Below are 26,332 nucleotides of genomic sequence, written 5' to 3' on the forward strand. Positions count from 1 at the left end.
GCTTCAGCGAGGATAAATGATCAACTCTCTTTCAGGTCGATTTCTGGTCCTTACCGTTATCTTCGTGATGCTGGCGGAAATCTTCATTTTCGTCCCTTCCGTTGCGCGGTTCCGGGAAGACTATTTACTTACACGGCTTGAGAGGGCGCAGATCGCCTCTCTGGCGCTTGAAGCCGACGATATGATCAGCCCGGCCCTCGAGGCCGAGTTGCTCCGCAATGCGGAAGTATACAATGTTGTGCTGCGCCGGGATGAAATCCGTCAATTGGCGTTGTCCTCGCCGATCCCTTCGCCTATCACCGCGACCTATGACATGCGCGTACCAAGTAGCATGACATTGATCACGGATGCGCTCAAAACACTTGTGGATACCGAAGACCGGATCATTCGGGTGATTGGCAACCCTGTACTCGATGGCGGTCTGCTCATCGAAGTGACCATGGACGAAATGCCCCTGCGGGCCGCATTGCTGGATTATGGGCGGAATATTTTACTGCTTTCAGCATTTATCTCGATCATTACGGCCAGTCTTTTATTCCTTTCGGTGCAAATCCTGTTGGTACGCCCGATCAAGGGCGTCGTAGCGCACATGCAATCATACGCCAAAGCACCAGAAGATGCTCGGCAGATCATTACGCCAACCGCTGGGGTGCGCGAGCTGCATGATGCAGAAACGTCTTTACAAATGATGCAGCAGCAGCTGACAGGGGCGCTGAAACAGAAAGAACGTTTGGCGCAACTGGGCAGCGCAGTCGCGAAAGTCAGCCATGACTTGCGCAACATCCTAACCTCTGCGCAGCTTTTTACGGACCGCATTGAAGCTTCTGATGATCCCCTGGTCAAACGGATGGCGCCCAAATTGGTGAATTCAATCAGCCGCGCTGTGAACTTGTGCGAATCTACGCTGGCATTTGGGCGGGTTGATGAACCAGCGCCCAGCCTTTCGCGGATCAACCTGTCACAGATTGTAGGTGAGGTGATCGATAGCGAACGGCTAGCCACCGGTGACTATCCTCTGACATTTGTCCAAAATGTCCCCACGACGATGACCTTGCGTGCCGATGACGAACAATTGTTCCGCGTGATCTTTAATCTCGTGCGCAACGCACGGCAGGCCATCATGGCGACAGGCGAGCCAGGGGAAATCAGCTTTGTCGCGGATGAAGATGATGACAGCTGGCAGCTGACCGTTGAGGATACCGGGCCCGGACTGCCCCAGAAGGCGCAAGAGCATCTCTTTCAACCGTTTCAGGGCGGTGTACGCAAAGGCGGTTCGGGGCTCGGCCTTGTGATCGCAGCTGACCTTATCCGGGGGCATGGAGGGCGTCTCGATCTACAAAAAACCGACGGTGACGGCACAGTGTTTATGATCCGGCTACCAAAAGAGGACGCCGCATTGGTGTCCGCAGCAGAATAACGAAAGATTGGCATTTGCCCCTTGCATCATGTGCAATGCTTGTCTAAATCCCCCGATACGCGGATTGGTAGCTCAGCTGGATAGAGTACTTGACTACGAATCAAGGGGTCGGGGGTTCGAATCCTCCCCAGTCCGCCACTAAACACCCCCACGCACTTGAATAACAACAAGAAATAGGGAAGATTATCCAGTCGTTCCCACACATGTTCCCACACTTAACAGTTGGTCAACAGGTATTGAACGTCAGATGACTTTGACCTTTGCGTCATAAATTGACCTGATCCCGTATCCTGCCTCTGTGGGCCTGTTTCGTTGATCTGACTTCCGTTTCCGAAAATCAGGGCTGATTTGTAAGTCAGACGGCGGAGCCGCCTGCTCCTGCAAATCTGCCACGTGGCGAACGCGGAGGGGGGCGAGACAGGACAAATCGACAAGGGTGGTGCGGCCCGCAGCGTAGCGAGGACACGGCCTTGTCTATTTGTCTTGTCCGAGGGGGGAGGCCGCGCCTCCACCCTTACGGCGAGGGGCGTTTGGCATGTCCAAATCCCCTGAGCCAAAGCAAACGGATGGCCCAGCGTCAGCCGGGTCGCAATGTCTTCTTAGGATGGTCAACAGAGGTTCGCGCGGAATGCAGCGAACGGCAGGTGTGAGCCCATCTTGCTGCGTTTCTTCCCAGCAACTAATGTCTGGTATTGAGACGACGCCAATTTTCAGTTCCCGCCATTGATCAAACCCATCGAGTTCGAAGATTCCAGATTGTTGTCCGAACTCTGGAGACGTCTTCAATGTTTGAAGTGACTAATTTTAGTGCGGTACGCTTCTTTTTTATACATGCGGCGCTGCGCATCCGGAAAAAATAACCCTTCTTTAAGAAATCTGCCTTCGAAAATTGGAATTTAGGGCCGACCTCACTAAACGGGCAAAATAGAGGCGCGCTACAATGGCGTGGCGCACCCGACCCGGCAACGAAGCTATCTCTGAAACCCAACTCCTTGTGGAGTCAGGCAAAGGTCGCTCTTGCTATGTCGAAAAAACGTCTTGTCATTGTTGGTAACGGTATGGCCCCAGGCCGTCTGTTGGAGCATCTGTTTGAGGCCTCGTCAGATGGCTTTGATGTTACGATTTTCAATGCAGAACCGCGCGTCAATTATGATCGCATTATGTTGTCGCCTGTTTTGTCGGGCGAAAAGACATATGAAGATATCATCATTCACGATGATGCTTGGTATGCGCAGCACAACATCACCCTGCACAAGGGTGCGAAGGTCACGCAGATTGATCGCGCCAATAAGACGGTCACCACCGAAACCGGTGTCACCGAAAGTTATGACAAGCTGGTTCTGGCGACTGGCTCGAACCCGTTCATCATTCCTTGCCCCGGTCATGACCTAAAGGGCGTTCTGGCCTATCGCGATCTGGATGATACCGAGGCCATGATGGTCGCGGCCCAGAAAGGTGGCCGTGCGATTGTGATTGGCGGGGGGCTGTTGGGTCTTGAGGCCGCTGCCGGTTTGAAAATGCAGGGCATGGATGTGACCGTGCTTCATCTGATGCCAACGCTGATGGAGCGTCAGTTGGATACGTCGGCCGGTTACCTGCTGGAAAAAGAGCTGGAAAGGCGTGGTATCGACATTCGCTGCGAAGCCAACACCAAACAAATATTGGGTACTGAAACGGTTGAGGGCGTAGAACTTGACGATGGCACGGTCATCCATGCCGATCTGGTTGTCATGGCCGTGGGTATCCGCCCGAACATGCAGTTGGCACAAGACGCGGGCCTTGAGGTGAACCGTGGTATTGTGACCAACGCGGCCATGCAAACCTCGGACCCCGACATCTATTCGGTTGGTGAATGCGCCGAAGTGGGCGGCATGGTCTATGGTCTGGTGGCCCCGCTTTATCAGATGGCACGGGTTGCGGCTGGTCATTTGGCTGGCAACACTGATGGCGCTTTTGCGCATCAGGAAACCCCAACCAAACTTAAGGTGACTGGCGTTGACCTTTATTCGGTGGGTGATTTTGCCGAAGGTGCTGACCGTGATGATATCGTGTTGCGTGACGCCAAGGCGGGCACCTACAAGCGCGTTATTCTTCAGGATAACAAGATCATTGGTGCGGTGCTCTATGGCGCGACCGAGGATGGTGCTTGGTATAATGAAATGCTCAAGTCCGGCGAAGATATCGCCGAGATGCGCGACACACTGATCTTTGGTCAAGCCCACCAAGGCGGTGGCGCGATGGACCCGCTGGCGGCAGTGGCGAACCTGGCCGATGACGCTGAAATCTGCGGGTGCAACGGCATTACAAAGGGCCAGATCGTCAAAGTGATTGGCGACAAAGGGCTGACTTCCCTGGCCGAAGTTCGCGCGCACACGAAGGCGTCGGCATCTTGTGGGACATGTACTGGCCTTGTCGAAGGTGTGATGGCTTTGACCTTGGGTGATGAATTCAAGCTGCCCGAAGCCGAGGGCATGTGTGGTTGCACCACCCACGGCCACGGTTATGTGCGCCGGATGATCAAAGCCAAGGGTCTCAAGAGCATTCCGCAGGTCATGCAGGAGCTTGAATGGTCCACGCCGGAAGGCTGCGCAAAGTGCCGCCCCGCTTTGAACTACTATTTGCTCAGCGATTGGCCCGGCGAATATGTTGACGATCAGCAGTCCCGTTTCATCAACGAACGTATTCACGCCAACATCCAAAAAGACGGCACCTATTCCGTCGTGCCCCGCATGTTTGGCGGCATGACCACGGCCGATGAGTTGCGCGCGATTGCTGATGTTGTCGATAAATATGATGTCCCATCGGTCAAGGTTACAGGGGGCCAGCGGATCGACCTTCTGGGCGTGAAGAAAGAGCAGCTCATCCCCGTTTGGAAAGACCTCAATGATGCGGGGATGGTATCGGGTGCGGCCTACGCCAAGGGGTTGCGGACAGTCAAAACCTGTGTCGGCAAGCAATGGTGCCGCTTTGGGACGCAAGATAGCACGCAGTTGGGCATTGATCTGGAACGCGCGCTGTGGGGCTCTTGGGCGCCGGCCAAGTTGAAACTGGCGGTGTCGGGTTGTCCACGGAACTGTGCCGAATCCACCTGCAAAGACATCGGCATCGTTTGTGTCGATAGCGGGTTTGAAATTCTCTATGGGGGTGCCGCAGGTCTGCATATCCAAGGCACGACAAAGATGGGAACGGTCGCGACCGAGAAAGAGACCATCGAATACGTCTGCGCCCTGACCCAATATTACCGCGAGACGGGCTTTTACCTTGAGCGTATTTACAAATGGGCCGACCGGCTTGGCTATGATCACATCAATGATCTGATCATGAACGACGCTGACGCACGCCAGGGCTTTTACGAACGGTTCGTCTATTCGCAGACATTCGTGCAGATCGATCCTTGGGCGGAACGTGTCGCAGGGGCCGAAGCCCACGAATTTGCACCGATGGCCAATATCAAGCTGGAGGCGGCAGAATGAACGCACAAGCCAAAAACTGGATTGCGATCGGCGCGCTGACAGACATTCCGCGGCAAGGATCCCGCTGCGTCCAAAACGGCGATATGACCATCGCGGTGTTCCGCACAAGCGACGACCGTGTCTTTGCCTTGGAAGACAAATGTCCGCATAAAAACGGCCCGCTGAGCCAAGGCATCGTCCACGACGGTTGCGTCACTTGCCCGCTGCACAATTGGGTCATCGCGCTGGATACCGGCGCGGCCCAAGGCGCGGACGACGGTCAAACCCAATCATTCCCAATCAAGCTGGATGGCGACACCGTCTTGCTTGGCCTCTAACCTCCCCTCCCACAACGCAGGACTGACAATATGTCATATGTAATACCCTCAGAATTCGCGGAAAAGATGATCGACGCGGGTGAATCCAAGGTTTTGATGTCGACGAAAGACACTCTGATCCGGTCTTATATGGCGGGCGCAATCTTGGCGCTTGCCGCAGCTTTCGCTGTGACGATTGCCGTGAACACGGGCAACTTCTTGGTCGCGTCCTTGTTGTTTCCGGTTGGTTTTTGCATGCTTTATCTGCTTGGCTTTGACCTGCTGACGGGCGTTTTCACACTTTGCCCACTAGCCGTCATCGCAAAGCGTCCGGGGATCACATGGAAAGGCGTATTCCGCAACTGGGGCCTTGTGTTTTGCGGTAACTTTGCAGGTGCACTCACGACTGCGGTCTTCATGGCTGTCATCTTCACGACCGGGTTTTCACATGAACCCAATGCGGTCGGTCAACGGATCGGTGTGATCGGTGAAGCACGGACCGTCGGCTACGCTGCGGCAGGTGCATCTGGCTTCCTGACAGTCTTTATCCGCGCTGTGATGTGTAACTGGATGGTGTCCACAGGTGTTGTTGCCGCGATGATGTCCACATCAGTGTCTGGCAAGATCATGGCGATGTGGATGCCAATTCTGGTGTTCTTCTACCTTGGATTTGAGCACTCAATCGTGAACATGTTCCTGTTCCCATCAGGCATCATGCTGGGCGGTGAATTCACATGGGGCGACTACCTGCTTTACAACGAATTCCCTGTTATCGTTGGCAATCTTGTGGGTGGCCTGACATTCGTTGGCGGCATGATCTATTCGACACATTACAAAACATCGCCAAAGCGCAGTGTTGCCGGTGTTGGCACGCCAGCTGAATAACAGATGAATGTCCCTCAGCCCCAACACCGGGCTGAGGGTTTCACCGAAAGCGCGACATTGAATAAGCATTGTTCAGATATGACCCAGATTTCGGTCTCGCTTGGTCAGGCGTCCAGCAAAGGACGCAAGGCGGTGAACCAGGACTTTCATGGCGCGCTCGTCCCCAACGGGCGCGCTATGTCGTTAAAGGGGATCACCGTTGCTTTGGCAGACGGTATTTCCACATCCGATGTCAGCCATATCGCGGCAGAGACAGCCGTGAAATCACTGCTGACAGACTACTATGCGACCCCCGATAGCTGGGCCGCACAAACCGCCGTTTCGACGGTGATCAATGCCACAAACAGTTGGCTGCACGCGCAAACGGCCGGAACCCCATCGGGGGAAGTGGACCGTGGCTATGTTTGCACCCTCGCTGCACTGATCCTCAAGGCCCGGCAGGCGCATTTGTTCCACGTCGGTGATAGCCGGATTTGGCGGGTGTCAGGTGGATCGCTGGAGCCACTGACCGTCGATCATCAAAGCATGGGAATGCTCTCTGCGGCGATGGGTGCGCGGCAAACCATTGAAATTTCCTACAAGTCCGTGCCGCTGGCGCAAGGCGATGTGTTCCTTCTGACATCCGACGGCGTTCACGACTTCTGGACACCAGCGCAGGTCGTGGCACAGATTGCGGCCGGTGATCTTCAAGCGGCTGCGGATGATATCGTGGCCGCCGCTCATGAGGCGGACAGCCCAGACAACATGACAGTGCAAATTGTCCGGATCGATGCGCTGCCCACAGGGCCCGGTGGTATCAATACCGACGATCTCACCCTGCCGTTCCCGCCTATTCCGAATGCCGGGGATATCCTTGACGGGTATGAGATCTTGCGGGCTTTGCACGGAAATCACCGGTCCCATCTCTATTTGGCCAAAGCGCCAGACGGGATGAAGGTCGCGCTGAAAATTCCCGGGTCTGAGACACGGGATGATCCTGAACAGTTGCGCCGGTTCGTGTTAGAGGAATGGATCGCACGGCGGCTGTCGAACCCCCACCTGCTAAGCGCGCCGCCGCCGCTTGAGACACCACGCGCCTATCTTTATTCCGTGACCGAATACATCGAGGGCCAAACCCTGCGGCAATGGATGGCAGACAACCCGCAGCCGTCGCTGGAGCAAGTGCGCGATATCATTGAGCAAACCGTGAAGGGGCTCCGCTCGTTTCATCGGCGCGAAATGCTGCATCAGGACATCCGTCCTGAAAACATCATGATCACCGACGATGGTGTCGTGAAGCTAATCGATTTCGGCGCGGCCTATGTCGCGGGCGTGCAAGAGGCCGCCCCGTTCCCCGCAGAGGCAGGCATCCTAGGGACCTATCAATACACAGCGCCTGAATATTTCTCGAATGAGGCGGTAAGCTTTCGATCCGATATGTTTTCCATCGGTGTGATCGCCTACGAGATGCTGACGGGGTATCTGCCCTACGGCACCCAAATCGCCAGAATTCGCACCCCACGTGATCGCGCCGCTTTGCGGTATCGTTCAGCGCAGGGGGATGCACGTGTGTTGGCCCCGTGGATGGATGAAGCGTTATCGCGTGCCGTCCACGCCGATCCCTACAAACGATATGAGACGTTTTCGGATTTCATAAAGGATTTACGCACGCCGTCAGCGGCCTATCAAAAGCGCCATGCGCGGCCTTTGATGGAACGTGACCCTCTGAAATTCTGGCAATGCCTGTCGATTGCGCTGGCCATCCTGTCAATCGCCCTCGCCGTCCAACTTTCAAAATAACCACATACATCAAAAATGGAGCCCACTATGCTGACCAAAGACGACGTAACAATGAAGATCCTCGAAGCCAAGAAAGCCGCGGGCCTCGGCTGGGAAGATATTGCCGAAAAGATCGACATGTCCCCGGTTTTCACCCATTCCGCATGTGTCGGCATGAATGCCTTTCCAGCGGACAAGGCGGCGGCATTGGGTGAGCTGTTGTCGCTCTCTGACGAAGCGGTTGAGGTGCTCACAGAAAGCCCCACAAAGAACTTCGCACAGACGGTCCCGACCGATCCTTGCATCTACCGGTTCTATGAAATCGTCGGCGTCTACGGTCCAACGCTCAAAGCATTGATCCACGAGAAATTCGGCGACGGCATCATGTCTGCCATTGATTTCGACATGACGGTCGAACGCGTCGAAAACCCCAAGGGCGACCGCGTTAAAATCGAAATGAGCGGCAAATACCTCGCGTACAACGCTTGGTAGGCAGGGCGTTTCTGAAAGCGGTTATTGGTGCAAGCGCAGCGAACGGCAGCTCCGTCCCACAAAGCCGCCATTTGTCAGGTCGTTGGTAGAGGTCTGCTGTGTGGGACAAACCGGACGTTCATTATCGCTGCATGAATGTCTGCTTCCATCTCAAAATACACCCGATTTACAAGAAACTTCACGCAGTCTACCGTCCAACCAAGCTAGGTAAAATTGACGAAAGGAAAACGCCGTGGACTGGAGCTTGGTAGCTGTGATGGTCGGGATACATGCGCTTATGTTTCTAACACCTGGACCTGACAGCATCGTCGTCGTGTCACGGGCGACCTCTCAAGGGATGCGGCAAGCATTTGCATCAATTCTTGGTGTTATTTCGGCTGGTCTGTTTTTCGTTCCTGCCATTGCGTTCGGACTGGAATTTGTGAACTCCTTGTCGCCTGCAATCTGGATGGCCGTCCGCGCCGGTGGGGCCCTGTACCTGATATATATCGGATACAAGATACTGCGCACTTCATTTGCGTCACGCAGCGTTCGCGATCAGTCCAGTCACCTTTCTGGGCTACGGTCGGAAGAGCCGTTGATTGCAGCCTTCATCCAAGGGCTTCTAACCAATTTGGGGAACCCGAAGATGGTGGTATTGCTGACGTCATTTCTACCGCAATTCGTAGCAGTAGAGCTCGGAAACGTCAGCGCTCAAATCCTTGTACTCGGCTTCTTTATGTACCTGAATGGTTTGATCTGTTTCAGCGTCATAGCCCTGACTGCAATAACTCTAAAAAAGCAAATTGTTAGCCGGTTCGGATCAAGAAACCTGTCTTTCTGGGGTGGAAACTTATCAGGCGGCACCATGCTCGGCGTTGGGGCTTGGATGCTTATTGCTCCGATCAGGTTCGTATTGGGGCCCCGTTTGAGCTGAGGCGGCCCTGTCGCGCTTCGATGGCAACGAAGCGGCCGTTTGAGCACACTGCAGCATCGGTGATTTTGGGCTCACACCCGACCTTCGCTGCAATTCAGCCCGCAGCCCAAAGTAGACATTGCTTTCATGACCTTTAAAGGCAACTAGGCGGGACAAGATTGATCTTACAGCGTTCTCAACCAATGGCCGCATGTTCGGTCTACGGATACAGTGAAAATCAGCAAGTGCGGAGATGGTGCCATTCCCAGCAAAGGCACTGCGTACTGTCAAACTATATGGAAGCGGACATTGCCTGGACACGCAATTTAAGTTGCTTAGCATCGAGCGGTCTTGGTCTTCCTGATCTGCTCTTTATTCTACATGATTAGACCGGAAGCAGTCTTGTTGCCGTTTCGGCAAAGCTCCCCTACCTGATGCGTTCTTCCCGCACCGATATCCGAATTCTAATGTTGTGATCATACCCATAAAGAGGACCGATCATGACTGTGACCAAGGGCGTTATTGAGAATAAACTAGAAACGCTCGGGCTGAAATTGCCGCCCCCACCGCGCCCGATCGGGAACTACCTGCCTGCCGTTCAGGTTGGAAACATGCTGTATGTGTCCGGCACTCTGGGCACCATCCGTGATGAAAACGACAAAGACATCATGCCGATCAAAGGCAAACTGGGAGGTGAATTGACGATTGCAGAAGGGTATGAATCCGCCAAGCTGATGGCGCTCAACCACCTGGCATTGATGAAGATGGTCATTGGCGATCTGGATCGCATTGAACGCATTGTCAAAATGGTGGGCTACGTCAATTCCGCGCCCGGTTTCACCGAAGCACATCTGGTCCTGAACGGCGCATCTGACTTATACGTCGATCTGTTTGGCCCGGAACGCGGCAAACATGCGCGCGCTGCCTTGTTCCAGAACGAACTTGGTTTGGATGCCCCGATTGAGGCCGAAATGACGGTTCTGTTGAAGTCAGCGTAAGACTGGCTCAGTCCACCATTTTTGCTGTGCCGCCAAAAGTGCCTCTGCATCCAAGTCTTCCCAGTGGGTAAACCTATCCTCGGCAAATGCAGCGAACAGTTCCGTTGCCGGGGATAACGCCCGCTGCCTGCGCCGCGCGATCGACAAGCGGCGATGCGCAAATGCGGCGCATTGTAGATTAACCGGCACAAGGATGCCGTTGATCACCTCACTATACACTCCTTGAAGCGGAACAAACATAACGGCCTGATTACGCAGCGCGTAGTTCCGCAAAAAATTCAACAGATTGCTGCGCACGCATGGCGACACCACGACTTTCTCCTTTTTCGCCACTCTCTTAACTAGCTGGGAAATGCCAAAACTGTCGTCCGGCAAAACGTGGCTGTGGGTCAGCAATTCTGCTAACTTCATTGCCCGCCCGTCGCTTAGTGGGTGATCCGGCGGCACGAAGGCCATTAACGGTTGGTGGCAATGGGCCGTGGTTTCAATCGCGTGGTGGTTCGAAAAATCATAAACAAACCCGATGTCCGCCTCGTAACGATCCAGAGCATCGACTGCTTCATCGCGACTGGAAACCGTGATTTCAAACGTCACATCAGGGTAGAGCTGATTGAATTCGGTCAGGATGTCGGGCAGAAAATTCTCGGTAATGCCCTCCACGGTCGTGATACGGATCACCCCGCGGTGCAGGGCGCGCAGATCGTCGATATCCGATTGTACCAATTGCAACTGCGCCTCAATCTTCAGGCCGTGCGCCCACAGTCTTTCACCGGCTTCAGTCAGGCTTACCCCGTCAGAGCGGCGATCCAACAGCACGCAATCCAATTCGTGTTCGAGCGCGGAAATCTGGCGGCTGATGGCAGACGCCGCCACATGTTGGCGTTCAGACGCACGCCGGATCGATTTGCACTTCGCAACTTCCAAGAAGTATTTCAAACCGTTTAAATTCATAGCAACGCCTCATTTTTCCGCACAAATACCGCCCAAGTATCAAACGCCTCCGTTGCCGATTTGGCAACGCCCGCGTCGCAAGTTAATGCTACCTGCTTTGAAATTTGCAATGCCATAGTTGATGAAACAATCTGGGTTCCGCTGGATTTGCACCCGACGCGCCCTTGTCTGTTTGGCCTTTACGGATCGACTGACCCGAATGTGCCTGCCCCAAAACAAGAAAAACACTGCTCGTCTTCATCCTGTCCAACAAAGGAAAATTCCATGAAATTGCTTTCAACCGCCTCCATCCTTGCAGCGTCCGTCCTGCTGGCCAGTACCGCGAATGCCCAAGACGTTATCCTGCGCCTGGGCCATACAGGCGCGCCGACCCACCACTACCAAACCATTTCCGAACTGTTTGCCCAGACCGTCAGCGAACGGTCAAACGGTGAAATCCAGATTGATGTTTACCCAGCGGACCAGCTGGGCAAACAGTTGGAGGCCGTAGAGGGCACGATGCTAGGCACGCAGGATATTTTCCTTGTCTCCGACACGGTGCTATCCAACTGGGTACCCGACATGGGCATCCTGAACCTGCCATTCCTGTTCTCATCGCTGGATGACGTTCATGAAGTCCTCGAAGGGCCTGTTGGTGACCAGCTTGAGACGAAGATGGAAGGGACCGGCGCGGTTGTGATTGGCTGGTGGATGGGCGGCTTGCGCAACATCACCAATAATGTGCAGCCTATCACCGACCCATCCCAATTGGACGGCGTGAAAATCCGCGTTCCCGAAGGCGAGGTTTTCGTTGAAACCTTCAAAGCCATGGGCGCGAACCCCGTCGTGATTTCCTTTGGCGAACTCTACTCTGCCCTGCAACTTGGCACCGCCGACGCACAGGAAAACCCGCCAGCCCACATCCTGACGCAAAAGTTCTACGAAGTGCAGGCATACACATCTCGCACGGCCCACATCTACCTCGGCTCGCCGCTGATCATGAACGAAGCCCTGCTAGAGTCCTTGTCCGACGAGCATCGCGAGATCATTCTGACAGCCGCGACAGAAATGGCTGCCGTGCATCTGCAAATGGTGAACGATTTGGAAGACGCGCAATGGGCCGAACTCGCGGCATTGGGCAATCAGATCAACGAAGTGGACCCGGCGCCATTTCGCGAGGCGACCGCTCCTGTGATAGAAATGTTCAAGCAAACGCTGGACGCTGGCATCATCGCAGAAATTCAAACCCAACTTGCCGATTAACCAAACCGGCCCGCAGGCCAGGTGTCTGCGGGCCAATCGGAAGGCCGCCAATGAAACTGTTTGATCTGCTAGAAACCTTCGTCAGTATTGTTGCCGGGGTTTGTTTGTTCGCCGTATTCGCGTTGGTCACAGCACAGGTGGCCAGCCGTTTCATTTTCAACTTCTCCCTCGCGGCGGCCAGTGAACTATCGATTTACGCGATGATCTGGTCGGTGTTTTTGGGGGCGGCCGTTGCGTTTCGTTCCAACAGCCACATCGCTATGGATATCCTAAAAAACAAATTGCCATTCTCCGTCGAACGGCAGGCAGACGTGGTGATCATTGTCCTACTCGCCGGCTTTTTGTGCCTCATCGCCACCGAGGGCCATGATCTCGCCATGCGCGCCATGCGCCAGACCTCTCCCGCCGCCAAGATCCCCGTGGGTTATATCACCATGGCCATTCCTGTCGGCTCAATCCTCGCGTTGGTCTTCCTAATAGAACAGCAAATGTGCCAGTTTCTAAAGGGCAAACGCCATGACTGAGATCCTGTTTGTCGCTCTGTTTGGCCTGCTTTTGCTCGGCGTGCCTGTGGCGTTTTCCCTTGGCATCGCGTCCGTCGCAGCCCTTCATTTTGCCAGCCCGATCCCGCTGATCATTGTGCCGCAAAAGCTGTTCAACGGTCTAAATTCGTTCCCGTTCCTTGCGATTCCGCTTTTCTTGTTGGCAGGCAATATCATGGCAGCCGCGCAGATATCGGAACGACTGGTTAAGTTGGCGGGCCTTGCCCTTGGCCGCTACCCCGGCGGGCTTGCGCAAATGTCCACAGGCGCGTCGGCGTTCTTTGGCGCAATTTCCGGCTCCGCACCTGCAACGACCTCTGCCATCGGGTCAATCCTGATCCCGTCCATGGTGAATCGTGGCTATGCACCGGCCTTTGCAGGCGCTGTCGTCGCGTCCTCCGGCGCTTTGGGGCTGATCATTCCGCCCAGCCTGACAATGGTGATCTACGGCACAATCGCAGACGTCTCGATCGGTGATCTGTTTATTGCAGGCATCCTGCCGGGTATTGTCATCGCCCTTGCCTTGGGCGTGGCGAATTATCTTTTGGCAAAACGCCACGGGCTGGCTGGTGAACCCGTGAATCCCGATGTAAAAGCCAGCAAGGTCATCGCCGAAAGCAGTCTCGCCTTGATCATGCCGGCCATCATCCTTGGCGGCATTTATGGCGGCATCTTTACCCCAACTGAATCCGCCGCCGTTGCCTGTCTTTACGGGCTCATCATCGGCATGTTCGTCTACCGCTCTATCACGATCAAATCCCTAGGACCGATCTTTATCAACACCGCGATCAGTTCAGCGATTGTCATGTATTTGATGGGTACGGCGAACGCGTTCTCCTACATCATAACAGCCGAACAAGTACCGCAGGCGGTTGCGGCGTCAATATTGGGTTTCAGCAGCAATCCGAGCCTAATCATGGTGATGATCCTGGTTCTGCTCTTGATCGCTGGCACGTTTCTGGACAACGTTGCTGCCTTGGTGTTGTTGGTGCCGACATTGGGCGCATTAATTGCCGCAGTTGGGATCGACCCGATATATTTTGGGGTCTTCACTGTCATCGCACTGGCCGTCGGTAACTTTACACCGCCCGTCGGGCTGAACCTTTTTATCGCGGCGCGTTTATCGGGGTCGCGTATGGAAGACATCTCAAAAAGCACGCTGCCCTATATCGGAGCCTATCTGGTTGTTTTGGCTCTTCTGATCCTCTTCCCCAAGGTCATTACGCTGTTTGTCTGACATCTCCCCAAATCTGACGGAGCCTAAATTGAATATCGAATTGAATGCTGTAAGCGCGACCGCGCTGGCTGCCGGCCTTGATGCTGGCGAGTTTACCTCCGAAGAACTGATCAAGGCCTGCTTTGCCGCCATCCACGCCCATGGGGATGATGCAATTTTCATAACTCTGATGAAGGAGACGGCATTGACAGCCGCACGCGAAAGCGACGCCCGCCGGAAGGCAGGTCAGTTGCTCAGCGATTGGGATGGCATCCCTGTAGCGTGGAAGGATTTGGTGGACATCCCTGGCACGCCCACAACAGCCGCAAGTGCGGTAAATGAACGCGTAGCACCGCCTGCGCGGGGTGCAGTAATCTTCGAAAATTGCACTAAGGCTGGATTGATCTGCATTGGCAAAACTAACCTGTCAGAATTCGCCTATTCCGGCCTTGGCCTGAATCCTCATTTTGGCACCCCCGTGAACCCGCATTCGACTGTTGAGCCCTTGGCGCCGGGTGGCTCGTCGTCTGGTTCGGCGGTCGCTGTTGCGGCTTCCCTTGTACCGCTGGCCATTGGCACAGATACGGCGGGTTCCGTGCGCGTACCCGCATCATTCTGTGGCATTACCGGCTTTAAATCCAGCCAATCCCATTACGAAAAAACAGGTATCTTCCCGCTATCAGACAGCTTGGATTCCGTCGGTAGCTTTGCCCATTCCATCGAAGATATCATTACATTCGACGCCATCCTACGCGGCAAAACCCTGAAACCTGTGCCAGCCGCACCCATCCCAAAACCAAACCTCGTCGTGCCAACAAACGTGGTGATGGACGGTCTGGATCCAGAGGTCGCCGCCTGTTTTGATCATGTCTTGGATAAACTCGAAAACGCAGGTTACGTCGTTACCCGCCGCGCATTTCCGATCTTTGATGAGGTAGTCGCTCTTTTCGCCAAACACGGCACACTGACCGTGGCAGAGGCCGCGACGCTGCATAAAGACCTGCTGGCCAGCCCTGATGCCGATAAAATGGACCAGCGGGTGCGTGAACGCATGGGAACGGCAAAACAGTTTTCAGCGCAAGACTATATCCAGCTACAATGGGATCGAATGCGCCTCGAACATGCCGTCCGAGAGACTCTCGGTCATGACATTCTGGTCTTTCCAACGGTGCCGATTACTGCGCCGTCGATCTCTGAGTTGGAAGCGGATAACAACCTCTTCGCACAGACCAATCTCCTCGTGTTGCGCAATACTATGTTGGGCAATTACTTGGGAATGCCCGGCGTCAGTATCCCTGCTGGCCAAGCGTCGGAAGGTGCACCGATTGGCACACTGTTTTCGGTGGCCCAATCTTTAGACTTGGAGTTGCTCTACCACTGCCGCTCTATTGAACGCTGTTTGGTCCGTTGAAATGGCATTTGGCGCTTGCAGCGTCTCCTCGCAATGGAGAGGCGAAGCTAAAGCGTGATTACTGGATGAACACGGTCGGCTATAGTCAAAATCACCGAACTCAAAACGCCCAGTACTTGAAAGCGGAACTTGGCCGCATTGCGGAAAACCGGCAACAATGGGCTCACAGTCAGCTTTCGCCGCATGATGCCCAAAGTCTGCTTTGAGTCAGCTTTAGTTGAAGTTTGGGTCAGAATTGCTCGACGCGAAGTGCGAAAATCCTCGGAAGCTTTATCGCAAAGAGTCAAAGGTTCATGACGTTCTACAACAGGCGGTCATTCGATCAGTTTGTCCGGTTCTTCGCCCGTCACAAGCCTGCGTTGATCGTCACGGTTGATCTTGTCTGACGTCAGCGCCTATGGGACAGTTTAGGCCGATTTGATAAGGGAGGGTTTCTGGCACATCGTAACCACCAAGGAGTGGAGATGAGACAGAAACCCGGAACACGTAAGAGCCACGGTGATAAGGTCGTCAAAGACATCCGCCGTGCGACGCGCAAACAGTATTCCGCCGAAGAGAAGATTAGGATCGTGCTGGACGGCCTTAAGGGTGAGGACAGCATTGCCGAGCTTTGCCGTCGAGAGGGCATTGCTCAGAGCCTGTATTATAGCTGGTCCAAAGAGTTCCTTGAAGCGGGCAAGAAGCGTCTGGCTGGCGACACGGCCCGTGCAGCGACGTCGACCGAAGTCAAAGACCTTCGTCGGGAATCCCGTGATTTGAAAGAGGTCGTCGCTGAACAAGCCCTGGAGCTACGGCTGCTCAAAAAAAGCATGCTCGGGGATGGGGAGGACGACGAATGAGGTACCCCGCATCTGAGAAACTGGAGATCATTCGCCTGGTCGAAGGCTCGCATCTCCCGATCAAGCGAACCCTGGACAAGCTGGGGATTCCCAGGACCACCTTCTACCGCTGGTACGACCGGTATATGTCAGGTGGCCCCGAGGCGCTTGACGATCGTAGTCCGATACTGTCACGGGTCTGGAACCGCATTCCCGAGCCCATTCGAGAGAAGATCAGGGACCTGGCTTTGCAGGAAAGCGACCTGTCTCCGCGCGAGTTGGCCGTTCAGTTTACTGATACAGAAAAGTATTTTGTGTCAGAGGCTTCCGTATATCGCATCCTCAAGTCTTATGATCTGATCACCAGCCCGGCCTATGTGGTTCTGTCAGCCGCCGACGAGTTCAAAGAAAAGACAACGCGTCCCAACGAGCTATGGCAAACCGACTTCACATATCTGAAGGTCATCGGATGGGGCTGGTTCTATCTCAGCACTATCCTCGATGATTACAGCCGCTACATCATCGCCTGGAAGCTCTGCACAACGATGAAGGCCGAAGATGTGACCGATACGCTCGACCTCGCGCTGCAGGCTTCGGGCTGCGATCAGGCGACGGTGCTGCACAAGCCGCGCCTGCTCAGTGACAACGGGTCGAGCTACATCTCGGGCGAACTGGCTGATTGGCTGGAAGATCAGAAGATGGATCATGTTCGAGGTGCGCCATATCACCCGCAAACCCAGGGCAAGATCGAAAGGTGGCATCAAACGCTAAAGAACCGCATTCTGCTTGAAAACTACTACCTGCCCGGTGATCTCAGACAACAGATCGATGCCTTTGTCGATCACTACAACCACCGGCGTTATCACGAAGGCCTGCAGAACCTCACGCCTGCCGATGTCTACTTCGGGCGCGGGGAGACTATTTTGAAACAACGAGAAAGGATCAAGCGAAAGACCATCGAAACGCGACGCTTGCTTCACCGCAAATCCGCCGCATAATCACGACAGCCAGATGCGCCAGACCCTCTCTTAGGTTAGGCAGCCATCTGTCCCAAAATCCCTGACGACGGACAAGAGGCGCAAAAGGCTGTTTTTGGTTTGCTGGAAAAGCGCGCTTATACTCTCTTCACCACGCAGGCCTGCCAAACCGACCCTAACAGGCCAACAAAATCCCTAATCGAGACAGACCGATGCTCCAACCTACCAGAGAAATTCTGGATCCTTAGATCGAACGTCACAGCGTCACATCAGGGTGAAGGCGCAACCGTCCCCTTCGGGCAAGCGCCGATACGACCCAGCCAAGCAACTGGATGAACGCCTCTGCCCAATGCAATATTCTATAGGGTGCGCTAAACCGAACCCGACAACTCTCCGCGACTTGGAAGAAGCTTTGTAATCACGTCTGCAGAACTTCTGCGCGGATTTGTGTCCATTCGGGTGCCTGTTTGTAGCGACCAGTTCGCAACGGCAATGCCAGCAGTGAATTCCGTTCAGCCAGAAGTACACCGTCACGCAACAGTCGGGCAATCGCAGCAGAAAGCTGCTCTTCAGAATACGGCACTAGCTTCGCGGCTAAACGATTTCGCCCTATAATGCAGGTGCAAACGTTGACAATATCAGATTCCAGCTTGTTGAGATGCAAATGTTTTTCCGCCTCATTCATACGACTGTCCACCAATGTCATCTCGGAGCAAGTATCATCCAGGATGTAGAACTTGGCGCTCGAATGTTGGGAAGTCCAGCTCTTAACTGCATCTCTTGCGCGGGTGGTATAGGATTTCGCGTTGTTGATATCTTCAGCGATCATCTCATGGTGATAACTAAATTTGCTCAGATCATCGCCTACGTCAGCGTATATATATTGGTAAGGCTTGGCCGGAGCCAATTGAATGTTATGATCGGTGGGATTGGTGAAGTACGGGCTGAACCTATCTGCCCGGACTGGTGCGAAGGCAGCTGGCGGCTGCAAGTGATGCAGCAATGGCATGATTTCTGCCATGCGATCATAGCTCTGAGGGTCTTCGCCCGGGAAACCAAAGATAAAACCCCAGTCAACATAGATTCCTGCCTGAGCGCAGAGCTTTAGCGTTTGAATGTTCTGTTGAGCGGTCACACCTTTCTTCATTCGTTTCAGAATGTCACTGTCCAGCGTCTCGATACCAGGCTGTATCTTTCGGATACCGGCTTCAGCTAATGCATTGATATGTTTAGGGAACAGATTTGATTTGACCTCAAAATGCATAAGATAAGGCGTTGGATCTTCTCGCAACATTGGAAGCAGGCTGTCGAAATAGGTGTAGTCCAGAATATTATCCACCACGACAAAGTCAGATCCATATTTTTTTGCCTGACTGTGGAACTCCTCGAATGCGCGATCAGGTGACTTGCTCCGGTAGGTCATTGCATTGCCGTTGAGGCCACAGAACGTACAGTGGTGCTTGGCGCCCCACCAACAGCCGCGAGAGGTCTCAATCGTCGGGGCAGGTTTCAACATTTCGCCAAGCCCGGGTGTTTGTTCAAAGCGTTCATAGAAATCTGAAAATTCAGGAATAGGCAGATCATCAAGGGCTGCAATCATGCTGCCGGATTGCTTGTTCGGCTTACGGCCTCGTATCGCAATTCCCGGTATGTCCGGCAACGGTTTTGAACGGGAAAAGGCTTTGACAAACGCTGGAAACGAGGCATCGCCTTCACCATTACACACGGCATCAATGCAGTCGAAACGATCCAGCATATTCTGGCCAAGCTCGGCCTCACAATTGGCACCGCCGAAGATGATCGTCGTATCAGGCGCATGCGACTTGAGCGCCATAGCAAAAGCGATGGAGGCCATATTTTGTTGGAAGGATGTGGTCACCCCAACCAGAGCTGGATTTTTTGCGGCAATGTCTTGCGCACACTTATCAATGAAACTGTGCGTTGCTTGCCGTGCGGTCAAAGCCACATTTGTGATTAATACAGCTTCCAGAGGGTTGGCAAATTCCGGCAACACATCTGTCAGATAATCGATGTCCAAGGAGTCGGGTCGATCAAACACGAGGTTTGAAAAAATCCATTCTCCTAAGAAGGCTTGGTAGAGCTTTTCATGCGAAAGGAGCAGATAGTTATCTATTCCGATCTTTTCGGCAAAATCGAAGGCGAAATAGCTGATGTCACAATTCATACCGCGCTGTCGCAACGCTGTCGCAAGTAGACTAACACCTAAATTGGGGTATTGCAGGGACGTAAAAGGTAGAGAAACAAGCTGTACGCTTTTCATCCCCGTCAGGTCAAGCATCCATACCTCAGCATCAAGCGCAACGAGACCCTATAATTCCGTCAGCTGATTGAAGGTAATTTCTCCTTGCTTTTCCAAGATCGGATCTTAAATCGTTATCCAACATTGCCAACTCCGTGGCTGTCAGAACATCGCTCAGCGTAAGGTGCGCACTCCCAGAGTCCGACCGATCTAAAGAGGCGTTATGTTGTGTTACAGTGCTGCGGTCACTTGAATAATTATTCGCCATAAAGAAGCCTTACATATGATTAAAACTATCTGGAGTGGTATTGCCTTTTAAGAACCTAATCAACCTTAAATTGGTGCGCCCTGCCTCAGTTGTGGCGAGCTTTCTCTTATACCCATCGGACCGACAACCATATCATCAAACCGCTATGGTAGATCAAACGAAATAGTTGATGTCACAACGCATTTCGCCCTATCGCTACGTTATTGCGACCAGACTAACACCTAAACTGGGGTATTGCAGGGACGTAAACTGCAAAGAAACGGGGTGGACGCGATCAAGCTCTGACTGCATCAGCCCATCACCGCCCCCTATGGTTAAAGACAGCGAGACCTGATAATACCATCTGTGGAGTCAAGGTAAGAACTTCTCAGTTTTTCAAGCACTTCTTTCAAACTTGTGTCTGTGTTTGTCTCTTTGAACGCATCAGCGATGGCTCTGATCAGTTCAACTGATTTTTGATCAACATCCCCTCCAACCAGAGTACTTATTCCCAGTTTTTTTAAAGTTTTCTCAGGGTTATTCGTCAATTCGTCGCGAAAACTCTCATCGACGATTGCGCGACCAATGATAGTCTGAACCTCGTCCAGCGTGAGATGTTTGTTCGCATGAGTGTGTTCGCCATCAGCCATCAATTATCCCTTCAAGCCACGAAATTGTCCTTATGGATAATAGTTAGCAACGATGCCCTACGGTCGTCAATGGAGTGCTTGCCCAAACATCGAGGTCAATATTTTCCTGTACTTATCGGTGGATTAAGAATGATATTGTGATACCCGACTTACTGGCTTTCGCGTCCAATGGTCCGTAGCCAATCTAACCTGTGCCAACTTCACCGACACGGAGGTAAAGCGTGTCTGATCGCGCGAAAACGCCCATCCCGCGCAAGCGCAACATGCATATCGAGGCGCGTGAACGAAAGATCTGCACGATTGCCTTTATTGATATTGTGCAATCGACCGCCCTGATTGAAGATCTTGAACCTGAAGACGCACTTGACCGGCTGGGCCCCGCGGTCGAGTTGATGATGGATACCTGCGAAGAATTTGGCGCTTCGGTACAGTATGTCGGAGATGGGGCATTGGCTGTTTTTGGGTTCCCGGTGGCAGATGAAAATCACTGCATTCGAGCGGTTGAAGCCGGGCTTGCAGTCATCGACCGTGTGTCCAAAATGAAGACGAAGCGCGTTGATATTCGAGTTGGCTTGCACAGTGGTCCGGTTCTCTTTGGCAACCTGTCGCACGCGAATTTTGACGAGCTGACATTGAGCGGCCCGGTTGTTCATTTGGCCAACAAGATACAATCCGCAGCACGTATCAATACGGTTGCGGTATCGCAGGCGGTTGTCGAGAGCGTTGGAGAGATGTTTCATAGCTGTCCGATTGGCGAAACCATCGTCAGCGGTGTCAATCAGCCGTTACCGCTTTACGAAATCACTAATCGTGATCAGGCCATGTCCCGGTGGAGAATGCGGGCCGGCCAAGGTCTCTCGCCCTTCATGGGACGAGAAAAAGATCTCAAAATGTTGAACGAGGCTTGGGCCTGTGCCAAAGGTGGGACAGGATCGGCGATCATGGTTGTCGGAGAAGCTGGCATTGGGAAATCCCGGCTTGTGCATGAATTCACGGGTGCCAAAGACAATACCAATACTCGGGTTCTGGAAATCAATGCCAATGCGCTGGACAAGCAGGTTGCGTATGCACCGCTGACACGGGCAATCAGTCAATCCTTGGACCTGTCGTTATCAGACCGCATCAAAGATTTTACAAATAGGGTAAGCGTGTATCTCGACACGGATTCTCCTTTCTATCGGAAACATGTCGGTGCCCTGCAATCGGTACTTCATTCGGCTTGTGATGATCAGGCTTGGGTGTCTCTGGCGCAAAAGGTTCGGCAGGAGGCCATTGTCGAAGCTTTACTTGCCATCATTTTTGGTATGGCCGAGCAGAAGCCACTTGTCGTGGTTTTTGAAGATATGCATTGGGCGGACCAGTACACCATGGCCCTTTGTCTGGAATTGATCCGGGTTGTTTCCGACCATCAGTTGATGGTCATTATGACATCCCGTACGATGAACGTCGTTCCACCAGATTTAGATAGAATCGTACAAAATCTGATTCTTGGGCCATTGGATGACCCATCAAGCCGCAACCTTGTCCGCACGCTGCTTAATCAGGAAAGCGATAGCGCTGATCTAAGCGCTTTCGTGGAAGAAATCTGCGGCAGAACACCGCTATTCATTGAAGAGATCATTCGGAACCTGAAGGCCGTGGGTATTCCGGACACCGGCTCTGTTGGGCAGGGGTTCAAGGTTCCTGACAGTGTGCAGCCGCTGATTGCACAACGTATCGATGGTCTAAGTTCTGCGGACCGGCAAACACTTCAAATCGCGGCTGTAATGGGTACGGAGTTTTCCGTGGATTTACTCAAAAGACTACTGCTTCAAGAGGGGCTGGAGGATATGCGTTCGTTAGCATCTCTGGCTCAGCTTGGTATCTTGGAAAACGTCGATGCGCCTGTGGCCAGATTTCATCATGCCCTGATCCAGCAAGTCGCGTACTCCACGCTCCCCAAACGAAGACAAAGACATCTGCACAGTCTTTTTGCAGACATCATTCAGAGCCTGAACAGCGTTACAAATTTGTCGACGATGCGCTCTCTTGCATTCCATGCCGAGAAGTCGCAACGTTGGAGAGATGCAAGCAAAACATATATTGTTTGTGGATATCTGGCACTGGAACGTGCTGCATTTGATGATGGAATAAATCACTTTCAGAGATCGATCTTTTGCGCTGATCAAATCGACACCGATCCGCATGAACTTGCAAAGTTGAACATGCAAGCCCGTCAGGGCTTACGTTTCGTATATGGACCCAAGGCGCGGGTTTCTCGAATCCTTGAAATCACTGGTGAGGTTGAGAGCCTGGCACTAGAGATCGGGGATGACGCTTCCGCGTTGGGTGCCGGTATCGACCGAGTTATCATGAAGACAATCATGTCCGATGTTGCCGCCATCATCCCCGTTGGGCATGAAAAGCTTGAGGCCGCCGTAGAAAGTGGTGCGCCGGGTTTCATTGCGAAAGCAGCATTTGCTCTCGCCCAAGCCTACTGGTTTACTGGAGATTTTGAAAAATCGGCGCAAATATCTGATACTTACCAGGGCTTTTACGTGCCAGAGACCGACCGCCTCACCACCGGAACGAACGGGACAGTGTCAGTCTTGGGAACAGGCACGCATGCTAACGCATTAAGTTTGATGGGGGATTTCGAAGAGGCCGCTTTGGTTTGTGACCGGATGGAAACCCTTTTACGAGAAACCGAGAAACCATATGATATCGCGTTTCATGCTATTTCGTTGGGTATTCTTGCCTTGCATAAAGGCGACTACAAAAGCAGTTGCGACCGCCTCACATTTGCGCTTGAGACAAGTGAAACGGCAAAGATTGATGTTCTTCGCGCGTTTCTGTCGGCTCCACTAGCGAGATCTTACGCCGGTTTGGGACAGATGGACGCCGCTAGAAAATCTCTCGTTATGGGAAAGGAAGTTGCGGAACCTGCGGGCATGACGGTCTTCCTTGCTCATCTACTGGCCGCTGAACTTGAAATCTCTGAACATCTTGGCCCATCCGGCCAGAACCAAAAGATCAGTGAACGATTAGTGGATCTGTGCCAGAAAAATGGCTATCGAGGACTACTAGTTGTTCAGTCCCGGCATCTAGTGGATCGAATTTAGGATGACTTGATCTGGCTCTCGAGTCCAGATTTTGCAGATGTATTATAATGCGTGAGGCCATATGCCGTCTTCGGGTGCCTTGCGAAGTTTTAGGGGTTCAAAAAGCCAACGAGATTACTGCGAAGCTGGTGGTGGCTTTCGTAGTCTGGGGTATCTCGCACAGCTGACATTGAATTCTCACACAGCGGAAATCGACTATTGAGGCTTATGTGCGGTGAAAATGCGCCTAGGGACCAATTTCGGGAGATTAACGTGTTTTCATCTCACCAACCGGAAAAGGTCACGCGGTTTCGAACGCCCCAAGCCGCCCTTTTCCGAAAACAAGAGGCACACGATCGTTTGCGGTGTGTTTGATGACCCGGCCCACCAAGATCTCGTGGTCACCACCGTCATAGACCACATGTGTTCCGCATTCGATTGTTGCCGCGCATCCCGACAAAACGGGCACTCCGTTCACGCCTGAGTGCCAATTCAGAGCCGCAAACCGATCCCTCTCTGGGTTCGCAAAGAGTTTGCACAGGTCTGCTTGTTCGCTTGATTGGATGTTAATCGCGAAACCCGGGTGCGCTAGGTATTCGGGGAGGCTTGCAGCATTTCGGGCAAGGCGCCAAAGTACGAGTGGCGGGTCCATCGATACCGCCGACGTTGCCAATTCAATGAATTCAGCTTCATCATCGGCTGCGTCCACGATTTCCATCCCGTGCTCTACGACAAGCTGCTCTTGTATTGCGGCTTCCTGATCGCGCAGATATTGCGCCGAAGCCTCAGTTGCCGCCTGCCCCGCTTCAAGGAGAATGCTTTGATCTTTCTCGGACAGGTCCTGGAACACCTGCTCTGAAACGATGAGTGGCTCGATCAGGAACAAGTACCACAGATTGGTGGTATATTGCTGGATTTCGTAGAACTTCATCGCGTTGATGGTGATGTAGGGAGTATCCTGACCATCAAAAACTTGGGTTTGCAGGGCCGCAAAGGTCTCGGACCATGCCATTGAGGTTGGGCTGATGCCCCAAGCCCTGTAAGTATCGACCATGATCTCGCTCTTGGGAACACGGATCACGAGGCCCTGCAAATCTTCAACTGTGCGCACTGGCCGTTGCGAGTCGGTGAGGCGGCGGAAACCAGCGTAGGTCCAGCCGATGATGCGCACGCCGGCGTCTTCGATCAGCTCTTCACCGATGGGCCCTTGGGTCAGGGTTTCCGCGTCTTCCGGGCTCAGCATCGCATAAGGCAGCGACAGAACACCCACCCGCAGGGAGAACGGCGTGATGTTGTTGATGGCGAGGATGGACATATCCAGTGTACCGATCGCCGCGTCGTTTACTGTGTCTTGCGCAGATCCCAGCTGACCGCCCAGAAACAGGGTGGCTGTATGTTCACCGCCAGACAGTTGTTCAAGCTTTTCTTTGAACGCCAGGCCGCCAACTTCTTGCGTGCTGCCAACGCTGCCGCCAACGGCAATTCTGAAGTTTTTTGCCGCTGCCGGCGCCGCGAATGAGATCGCCGCAACGGCTGCAGCCGCCATCACGGTGGAACCAAATTTAAAGGATTTCATGGGGGAGTACTCCTCAGTATTCGGACCAGTTGCGCCGCCAAATACGGCGACAGTTCGCATCCAGAAACAGATCTCGCAAAGCCATTTCAGGGCCTTGCAAGCAGTGCCTAATTGATCTTGTTGTAAGTCTCTAGTTGCTTATACTTCAATCCGTCAGACCTGAGCGCTAACTCGAGTTCGAAAAACATTAACTAAGTTTCCATTTCTGCAAGATTGGCCCATGCGACTTGAGTGGATAGAAGATATTTTGGCGGTCTCGGAAATGGGGTCGTTCAACACCGCCGCTGAAGCGCGATTTTTGACCCCCTCCGCCTTCACCCGGCGCATTCGAATGATCGAGGAAACCTTGGGATGCGAGCTGTTTGATCGCACCAAAAAACCTATCGTATTGAAACGCCATGTGCGGGATATCCTGCCCACACTACGCGCGGCTGCCGCTGATCTGCGCCGCGTACGCCAGTTGTTGGCAGAGCCTGAGGTGGACCTCAACCAACGCATCACTTTAATCTGCCAGCACGCCCTCACGGCCTCGGTTGCGCCGCAGCTTTTGATGCATTCTACCCTTGGACAAAATGCCAGTGCGCGCATCAAGTCCGGCCGGAGAAGCGAATGCTTGCTGGCCATTCTCAAGCAAAAGGCCGAGTTTGCCTTGATCTACGAAATCGTCGGCGAAGACCCCGAAATTGACACCGAATACAGCGAAAGACTGGTTCTAGGCCGCGAGAAATTCATGCCTGTAATCAAAACCGGGCTCGCGCCAGAGTTTGAAGATGCCGCTGCCCCGGAACCGGCCAACGGTTCGCTGCCGATGGTCGCCTATCCGTCATCAATATTCTTAGGCGAAGTTCTGCAACGCCTTCTCGCCAATCGCTCAAACCAATCGGTCCAGCTTATCCGCGTGGCTGAAACCGGGCTAAGTCTGGCTCTGATCGAGTTTGTGCGACAGGGTCTGGGCGTCGGCTGGCTGCCAAACCTGATTGCCAAATCAGACCTGACCAGCGGAGCCTTTACCCCGATGGACCATTTGCTGCCTGGGTTTGAGCTGAACGTCGTGGTCGCCCGCATGAAACGCGATCTGCCGCCCAAAGCCGAGGAATTCTGGGAAGCGATGAAAAACGATCCTGAATTAGAATTGGGCTAGCCCCCAA

19 protein-coding genes and 1 tRNA gene are annotated in these 26,332 nt (G+C 53.4%); 16 read left to right on the plus strand and 4 right to left on the minus strand.

Features of this window, described 5'->3' with window-relative positions; genetic code table 11:
• Window positions 1–16: 16 nt before the first annotated feature.
• From AABB29_RS03790 to AABB29_RS03830, 9 genes are all read left to right on the plus strand, one after another.
• Window positions 17–1,417, plus strand: coding sequence for a HAMP domain-containing sensor histidine kinase (locus AABB29_RS03790; RefSeq protein ID WP_341368216.1), 1,401 nt, complete (start codon window positions 17–19; stop codon window positions 1,415–1,417).
• 61 nt (window positions 1,418–1,478) lie between these two features.
• Window positions 1,479–1,555, plus strand: a tRNA-Arg gene (locus AABB29_RS03795).
• An 884-nt stretch (window positions 1,556–2,439) separates the two neighbouring features.
• The gene (nirB, locus tag AABB29_RS03800) at window positions 2,440–4,890 is read left to right on the plus strand and encodes a nitrite reductase large subunit NirB (protein ID WP_341368215.1); all 2,451 of its coding nucleotides are present in this window, start codon (window positions 2,440–2,442) and stop codon (window positions 4,888–4,890) included.
• A complete protein-coding gene (nirD, locus tag AABB29_RS03805) occupies window positions 4,887–5,207 on the plus strand; it encodes a nitrite reductase small subunit NirD (RefSeq protein ID WP_341368214.1) in 321 nt (106 codons plus the stop codon). The genes nirB and nirD overlap by 4 nt, the downstream gene beginning before the upstream one ends.
• A gap of 30 nt (window positions 5,208–5,237) precedes the next feature.
• On the plus strand, window positions 5,238–6,071 hold the full coding sequence (locus tag AABB29_RS03810) for a formate/nitrite transporter family protein (RefSeq protein ID WP_341368213.1): 834 nt from the start codon (window positions 5,238–5,240) through the stop codon (window positions 6,069–6,071).
• 78 nt (window positions 6,072–6,149) lie between these two features.
• Window positions 6,150–7,850 (plus strand): protein kinase, encoded by a 1,701-nt coding sequence (locus AABB29_RS03815; protein WP_341368212.1) that lies wholly within the window; start codon window positions 6,150–6,152, stop codon window positions 7,848–7,850.
• Between the two features lie 27 nt (window positions 7,851–7,877).
• Complete coding sequence (gene cynS, locus AABB29_RS03820) at window positions 7,878–8,321, plus strand: cyanase (RefSeq protein WP_341368211.1); 444 nt, start codon at window positions 7,878–7,880, stop codon at window positions 8,319–8,321.
• A 232-nt stretch (window positions 8,322–8,553) separates the two neighbouring features.
• Complete coding sequence (locus tag AABB29_RS03825) at window positions 8,554–9,237, plus strand: LysE family translocator (protein WP_341368210.1); 684 nt, start codon at window positions 8,554–8,556, stop codon at window positions 9,235–9,237.
• A gap of 479 nt (window positions 9,238–9,716) precedes the next feature.
• Window positions 9,717–10,214: a RidA family protein gene (locus AABB29_RS03830; protein WP_341368209.1), complete on the plus strand. Its 498-nt coding sequence runs from the start codon at window positions 9,717–9,719 to the stop codon at window positions 10,212–10,214.
• Here AABB29_RS03830 and AABB29_RS03835 read toward each other — a convergent pair.
• On the minus strand, window positions 10,206–11,165 hold the full coding sequence (locus tag AABB29_RS03835; RefSeq protein WP_341368208.1) for a LysR family transcriptional regulator: 960 nt from the start codon (window positions 11,163–11,165) through the stop codon (window positions 10,206–10,208). The genes AABB29_RS03830 and AABB29_RS03835 overlap by 9 nt on opposite strands.
• Window positions 11,166–11,429: 264 nt before the next feature.
• On the opposite strand from AABB29_RS03835, the gene AABB29_RS03840 reads away from it, so the two are divergent.
• From AABB29_RS03840 to AABB29_RS03860, 5 genes are all read left to right on the plus strand, one after another.
• The gene (locus AABB29_RS03840) at window positions 11,430–12,407 is read left to right on the plus strand and encodes a TRAP transporter substrate-binding protein (RefSeq protein WP_341368207.1); all 978 of its coding nucleotides are present in this window, start codon (window positions 11,430–11,432) and stop codon (window positions 12,405–12,407) included.
• A 50-nt stretch (window positions 12,408–12,457) separates the two neighbouring features.
• A complete protein-coding gene (locus AABB29_RS03845) occupies window positions 12,458–12,931 on the plus strand; it encodes a TRAP transporter small permease (RefSeq protein ID WP_341368206.1) in 474 nt (157 codons plus the stop codon).
• The gene (locus tag AABB29_RS03850) at window positions 12,924–14,186 is read left to right on the plus strand and encodes a TRAP transporter large permease (protein WP_341368205.1); all 1,263 of its coding nucleotides are present in this window, start codon (window positions 12,924–12,926) and stop codon (window positions 14,184–14,186) included. Before AABB29_RS03845 ends, AABB29_RS03850 begins: the two co-directional genes overlap by 8 nt.
• A 28-nt stretch (window positions 14,187–14,214) precedes the next feature.
• Entirely contained in the window at window positions 14,215–15,576 is a 1,362-nt protein-coding gene (locus AABB29_RS03855; RefSeq protein WP_341368204.1) for an amidase family protein, read from the plus strand.
• Between the two features lie 464 nt (window positions 15,577–16,040).
• A protein-coding gene (locus tag AABB29_RS03860; RefSeq protein ID WP_341368203.1) for an IS3 family transposase occupies window positions 16,041–17,392 on the plus strand; the annotation gives its coding sequence in 2 pieces (ribosomal slippage) (window positions 16,041–16,377 and window positions 16,377–17,392; 1,353 coding nt in all).
• Window positions 17,393–17,789: 397 nt separating this feature from the next.
• Here the strand turns inward: AABB29_RS03860 and AABB29_RS03865 are convergent.
• Window positions 17,790–19,670: a RiPP maturation radical SAM C-methyltransferase gene (locus AABB29_RS03865; protein ID WP_341368202.1), complete on the minus strand. Its 1,881-nt coding sequence runs from the start codon at window positions 19,668–19,670 to the stop codon at window positions 17,790–17,792.
• Window positions 19,671–20,213: 543 nt separating this feature from the next.
• Window positions 20,214–20,528, minus strand: a complete 315-nt coding sequence (locus tag AABB29_RS03870; protein WP_341368201.1) for an Os1348 family NHLP clan protein — start codon at window positions 20,526–20,528, stop codon at window positions 20,214–20,216.
• Window positions 20,529–20,749: 221 nt separating this feature from the next.
• Here AABB29_RS03870 and AABB29_RS03875 point away from each other — a divergent pair, with 221 nt between their 5' ends.
• A complete protein-coding gene (locus tag AABB29_RS03875; RefSeq protein WP_341368200.1) occupies window positions 20,750–23,629 on the plus strand; it encodes an AAA family ATPase in 2,880 nt (959 codons plus the stop codon).
• 280 nt (window positions 23,630–23,909) lie between these two features.
• On the opposite strand, the gene dctP is transcribed toward AABB29_RS03875, so the two are convergent.
• Window positions 23,910–25,154, minus strand: coding sequence for a TRAP transporter substrate-binding protein DctP (gene dctP / locus AABB29_RS03880; protein WP_341369005.1), 1,245 nt, complete (start codon window positions 25,152–25,154; stop codon window positions 23,910–23,912).
• A 250-nt stretch (window positions 25,155–25,404) separates the two neighbouring features.
• Between dctP and AABB29_RS03885 the strand changes: the two genes are divergently transcribed.
• Window positions 25,405–26,325 carry a LysR family transcriptional regulator gene (locus AABB29_RS03885; RefSeq protein ID WP_341368199.1) on the plus strand — a complete coding sequence of 307 codons (921 nt, stop codon included), beginning with the start codon at window positions 25,405–25,407 and terminating at the stop codon, window positions 26,323–26,325.
• Window positions 26,326–26,332 lie beyond the last annotated feature (7 nt).

This window comes from Yoonia sp. BS5-3, from assembly GCF_038069655.2.
GTDB lineage: Bacteria > Pseudomonadota > Alphaproteobacteria > Rhodobacterales > Rhodobacteraceae > Yoonia > Yoonia phaeophyticola.

Bases quoted from the DNA above. Each gene is read 5' to 3' on its own strand.
- AABB29_RS03790 (WP_341368216.1), top strand. From the start codon at position 17: ATGATCAACTCTCTTTCAGGTCGATTTCTGGTCCTTACCGTTATCTTC.
- nirB (WP_341368215.1), top strand. From the start codon at position 2,440: ATGTCGAAAAAACGTCTTGTCATTGTTGGTAACGGTATGGCCCCAGGC.
- nirD (WP_341368214.1), top strand. From the start codon at position 4,887: ATGAACGCACAAGCCAAAAACTGGATTGCGATCGGCGCGCTGACAGAC.
- AABB29_RS03810 (WP_341368213.1), top strand. From the start codon at position 5,238: ATGTCATATGTAATACCCTCAGAATTCGCGGAAAAGATGATCGACGCG.
- AABB29_RS03815 (WP_341368212.1), top strand. From the start codon at position 6,150: ATGACCCAGATTTCGGTCTCGCTTGGTCAGGCGTCCAGCAAAGGACGC.
- cynS (WP_341368211.1), top strand. From the start codon at position 7,878: ATGCTGACCAAAGACGACGTAACAATGAAGATCCTCGAAGCCAAGAAA.
- AABB29_RS03830 (WP_341368209.1), top strand. From the start codon at position 9,717: ATGACTGTGACCAAGGGCGTTATTGAGAATAAACTAGAAACGCTCGGG.
- AABB29_RS03835 (WP_341368208.1), bottom strand. From the start codon at position 11,165: ATGAATTTAAACGGTTTGAAATACTTCTTGGAAGTTGCGAAGTGCAAA.
- AABB29_RS03840 (WP_341368207.1), top strand. From the start codon at position 11,430: ATGAAATTGCTTTCAACCGCCTCCATCCTTGCAGCGTCCGTCCTGCTG.
- AABB29_RS03845 (WP_341368206.1), top strand. From the start codon at position 12,458: ATGAAACTGTTTGATCTGCTAGAAACCTTCGTCAGTATTGTTGCCGGG.
- AABB29_RS03850 (WP_341368205.1), top strand. From the start codon at position 12,924: ATGACTGAGATCCTGTTTGTCGCTCTGTTTGGCCTGCTTTTGCTCGGC.
- AABB29_RS03865 (WP_341368202.1), bottom strand. From the start codon at position 19,670: ATGCTTGACCTGACGGGGATGAAAAGCGTACAGCTTGTTTCTCTACCT.
- AABB29_RS03870 (WP_341368201.1), bottom strand. From the start codon at position 20,528: ATGGCTGATGGCGAACACACTCATGCGAACAAACATCTCACGCTGGAC.
- dctP (WP_341369005.1), bottom strand. From the start codon at position 25,154: ATGGCGGCTGCAGCCGTTGCGGCGATCTCATTCGCGGCGCCGGCAGCG.
- AABB29_RS03885 (WP_341368199.1), top strand. From the start codon at position 25,405: ATGCGACTTGAGTGGATAGAAGATATTTTGGCGGTCTCGGAAATGGGG.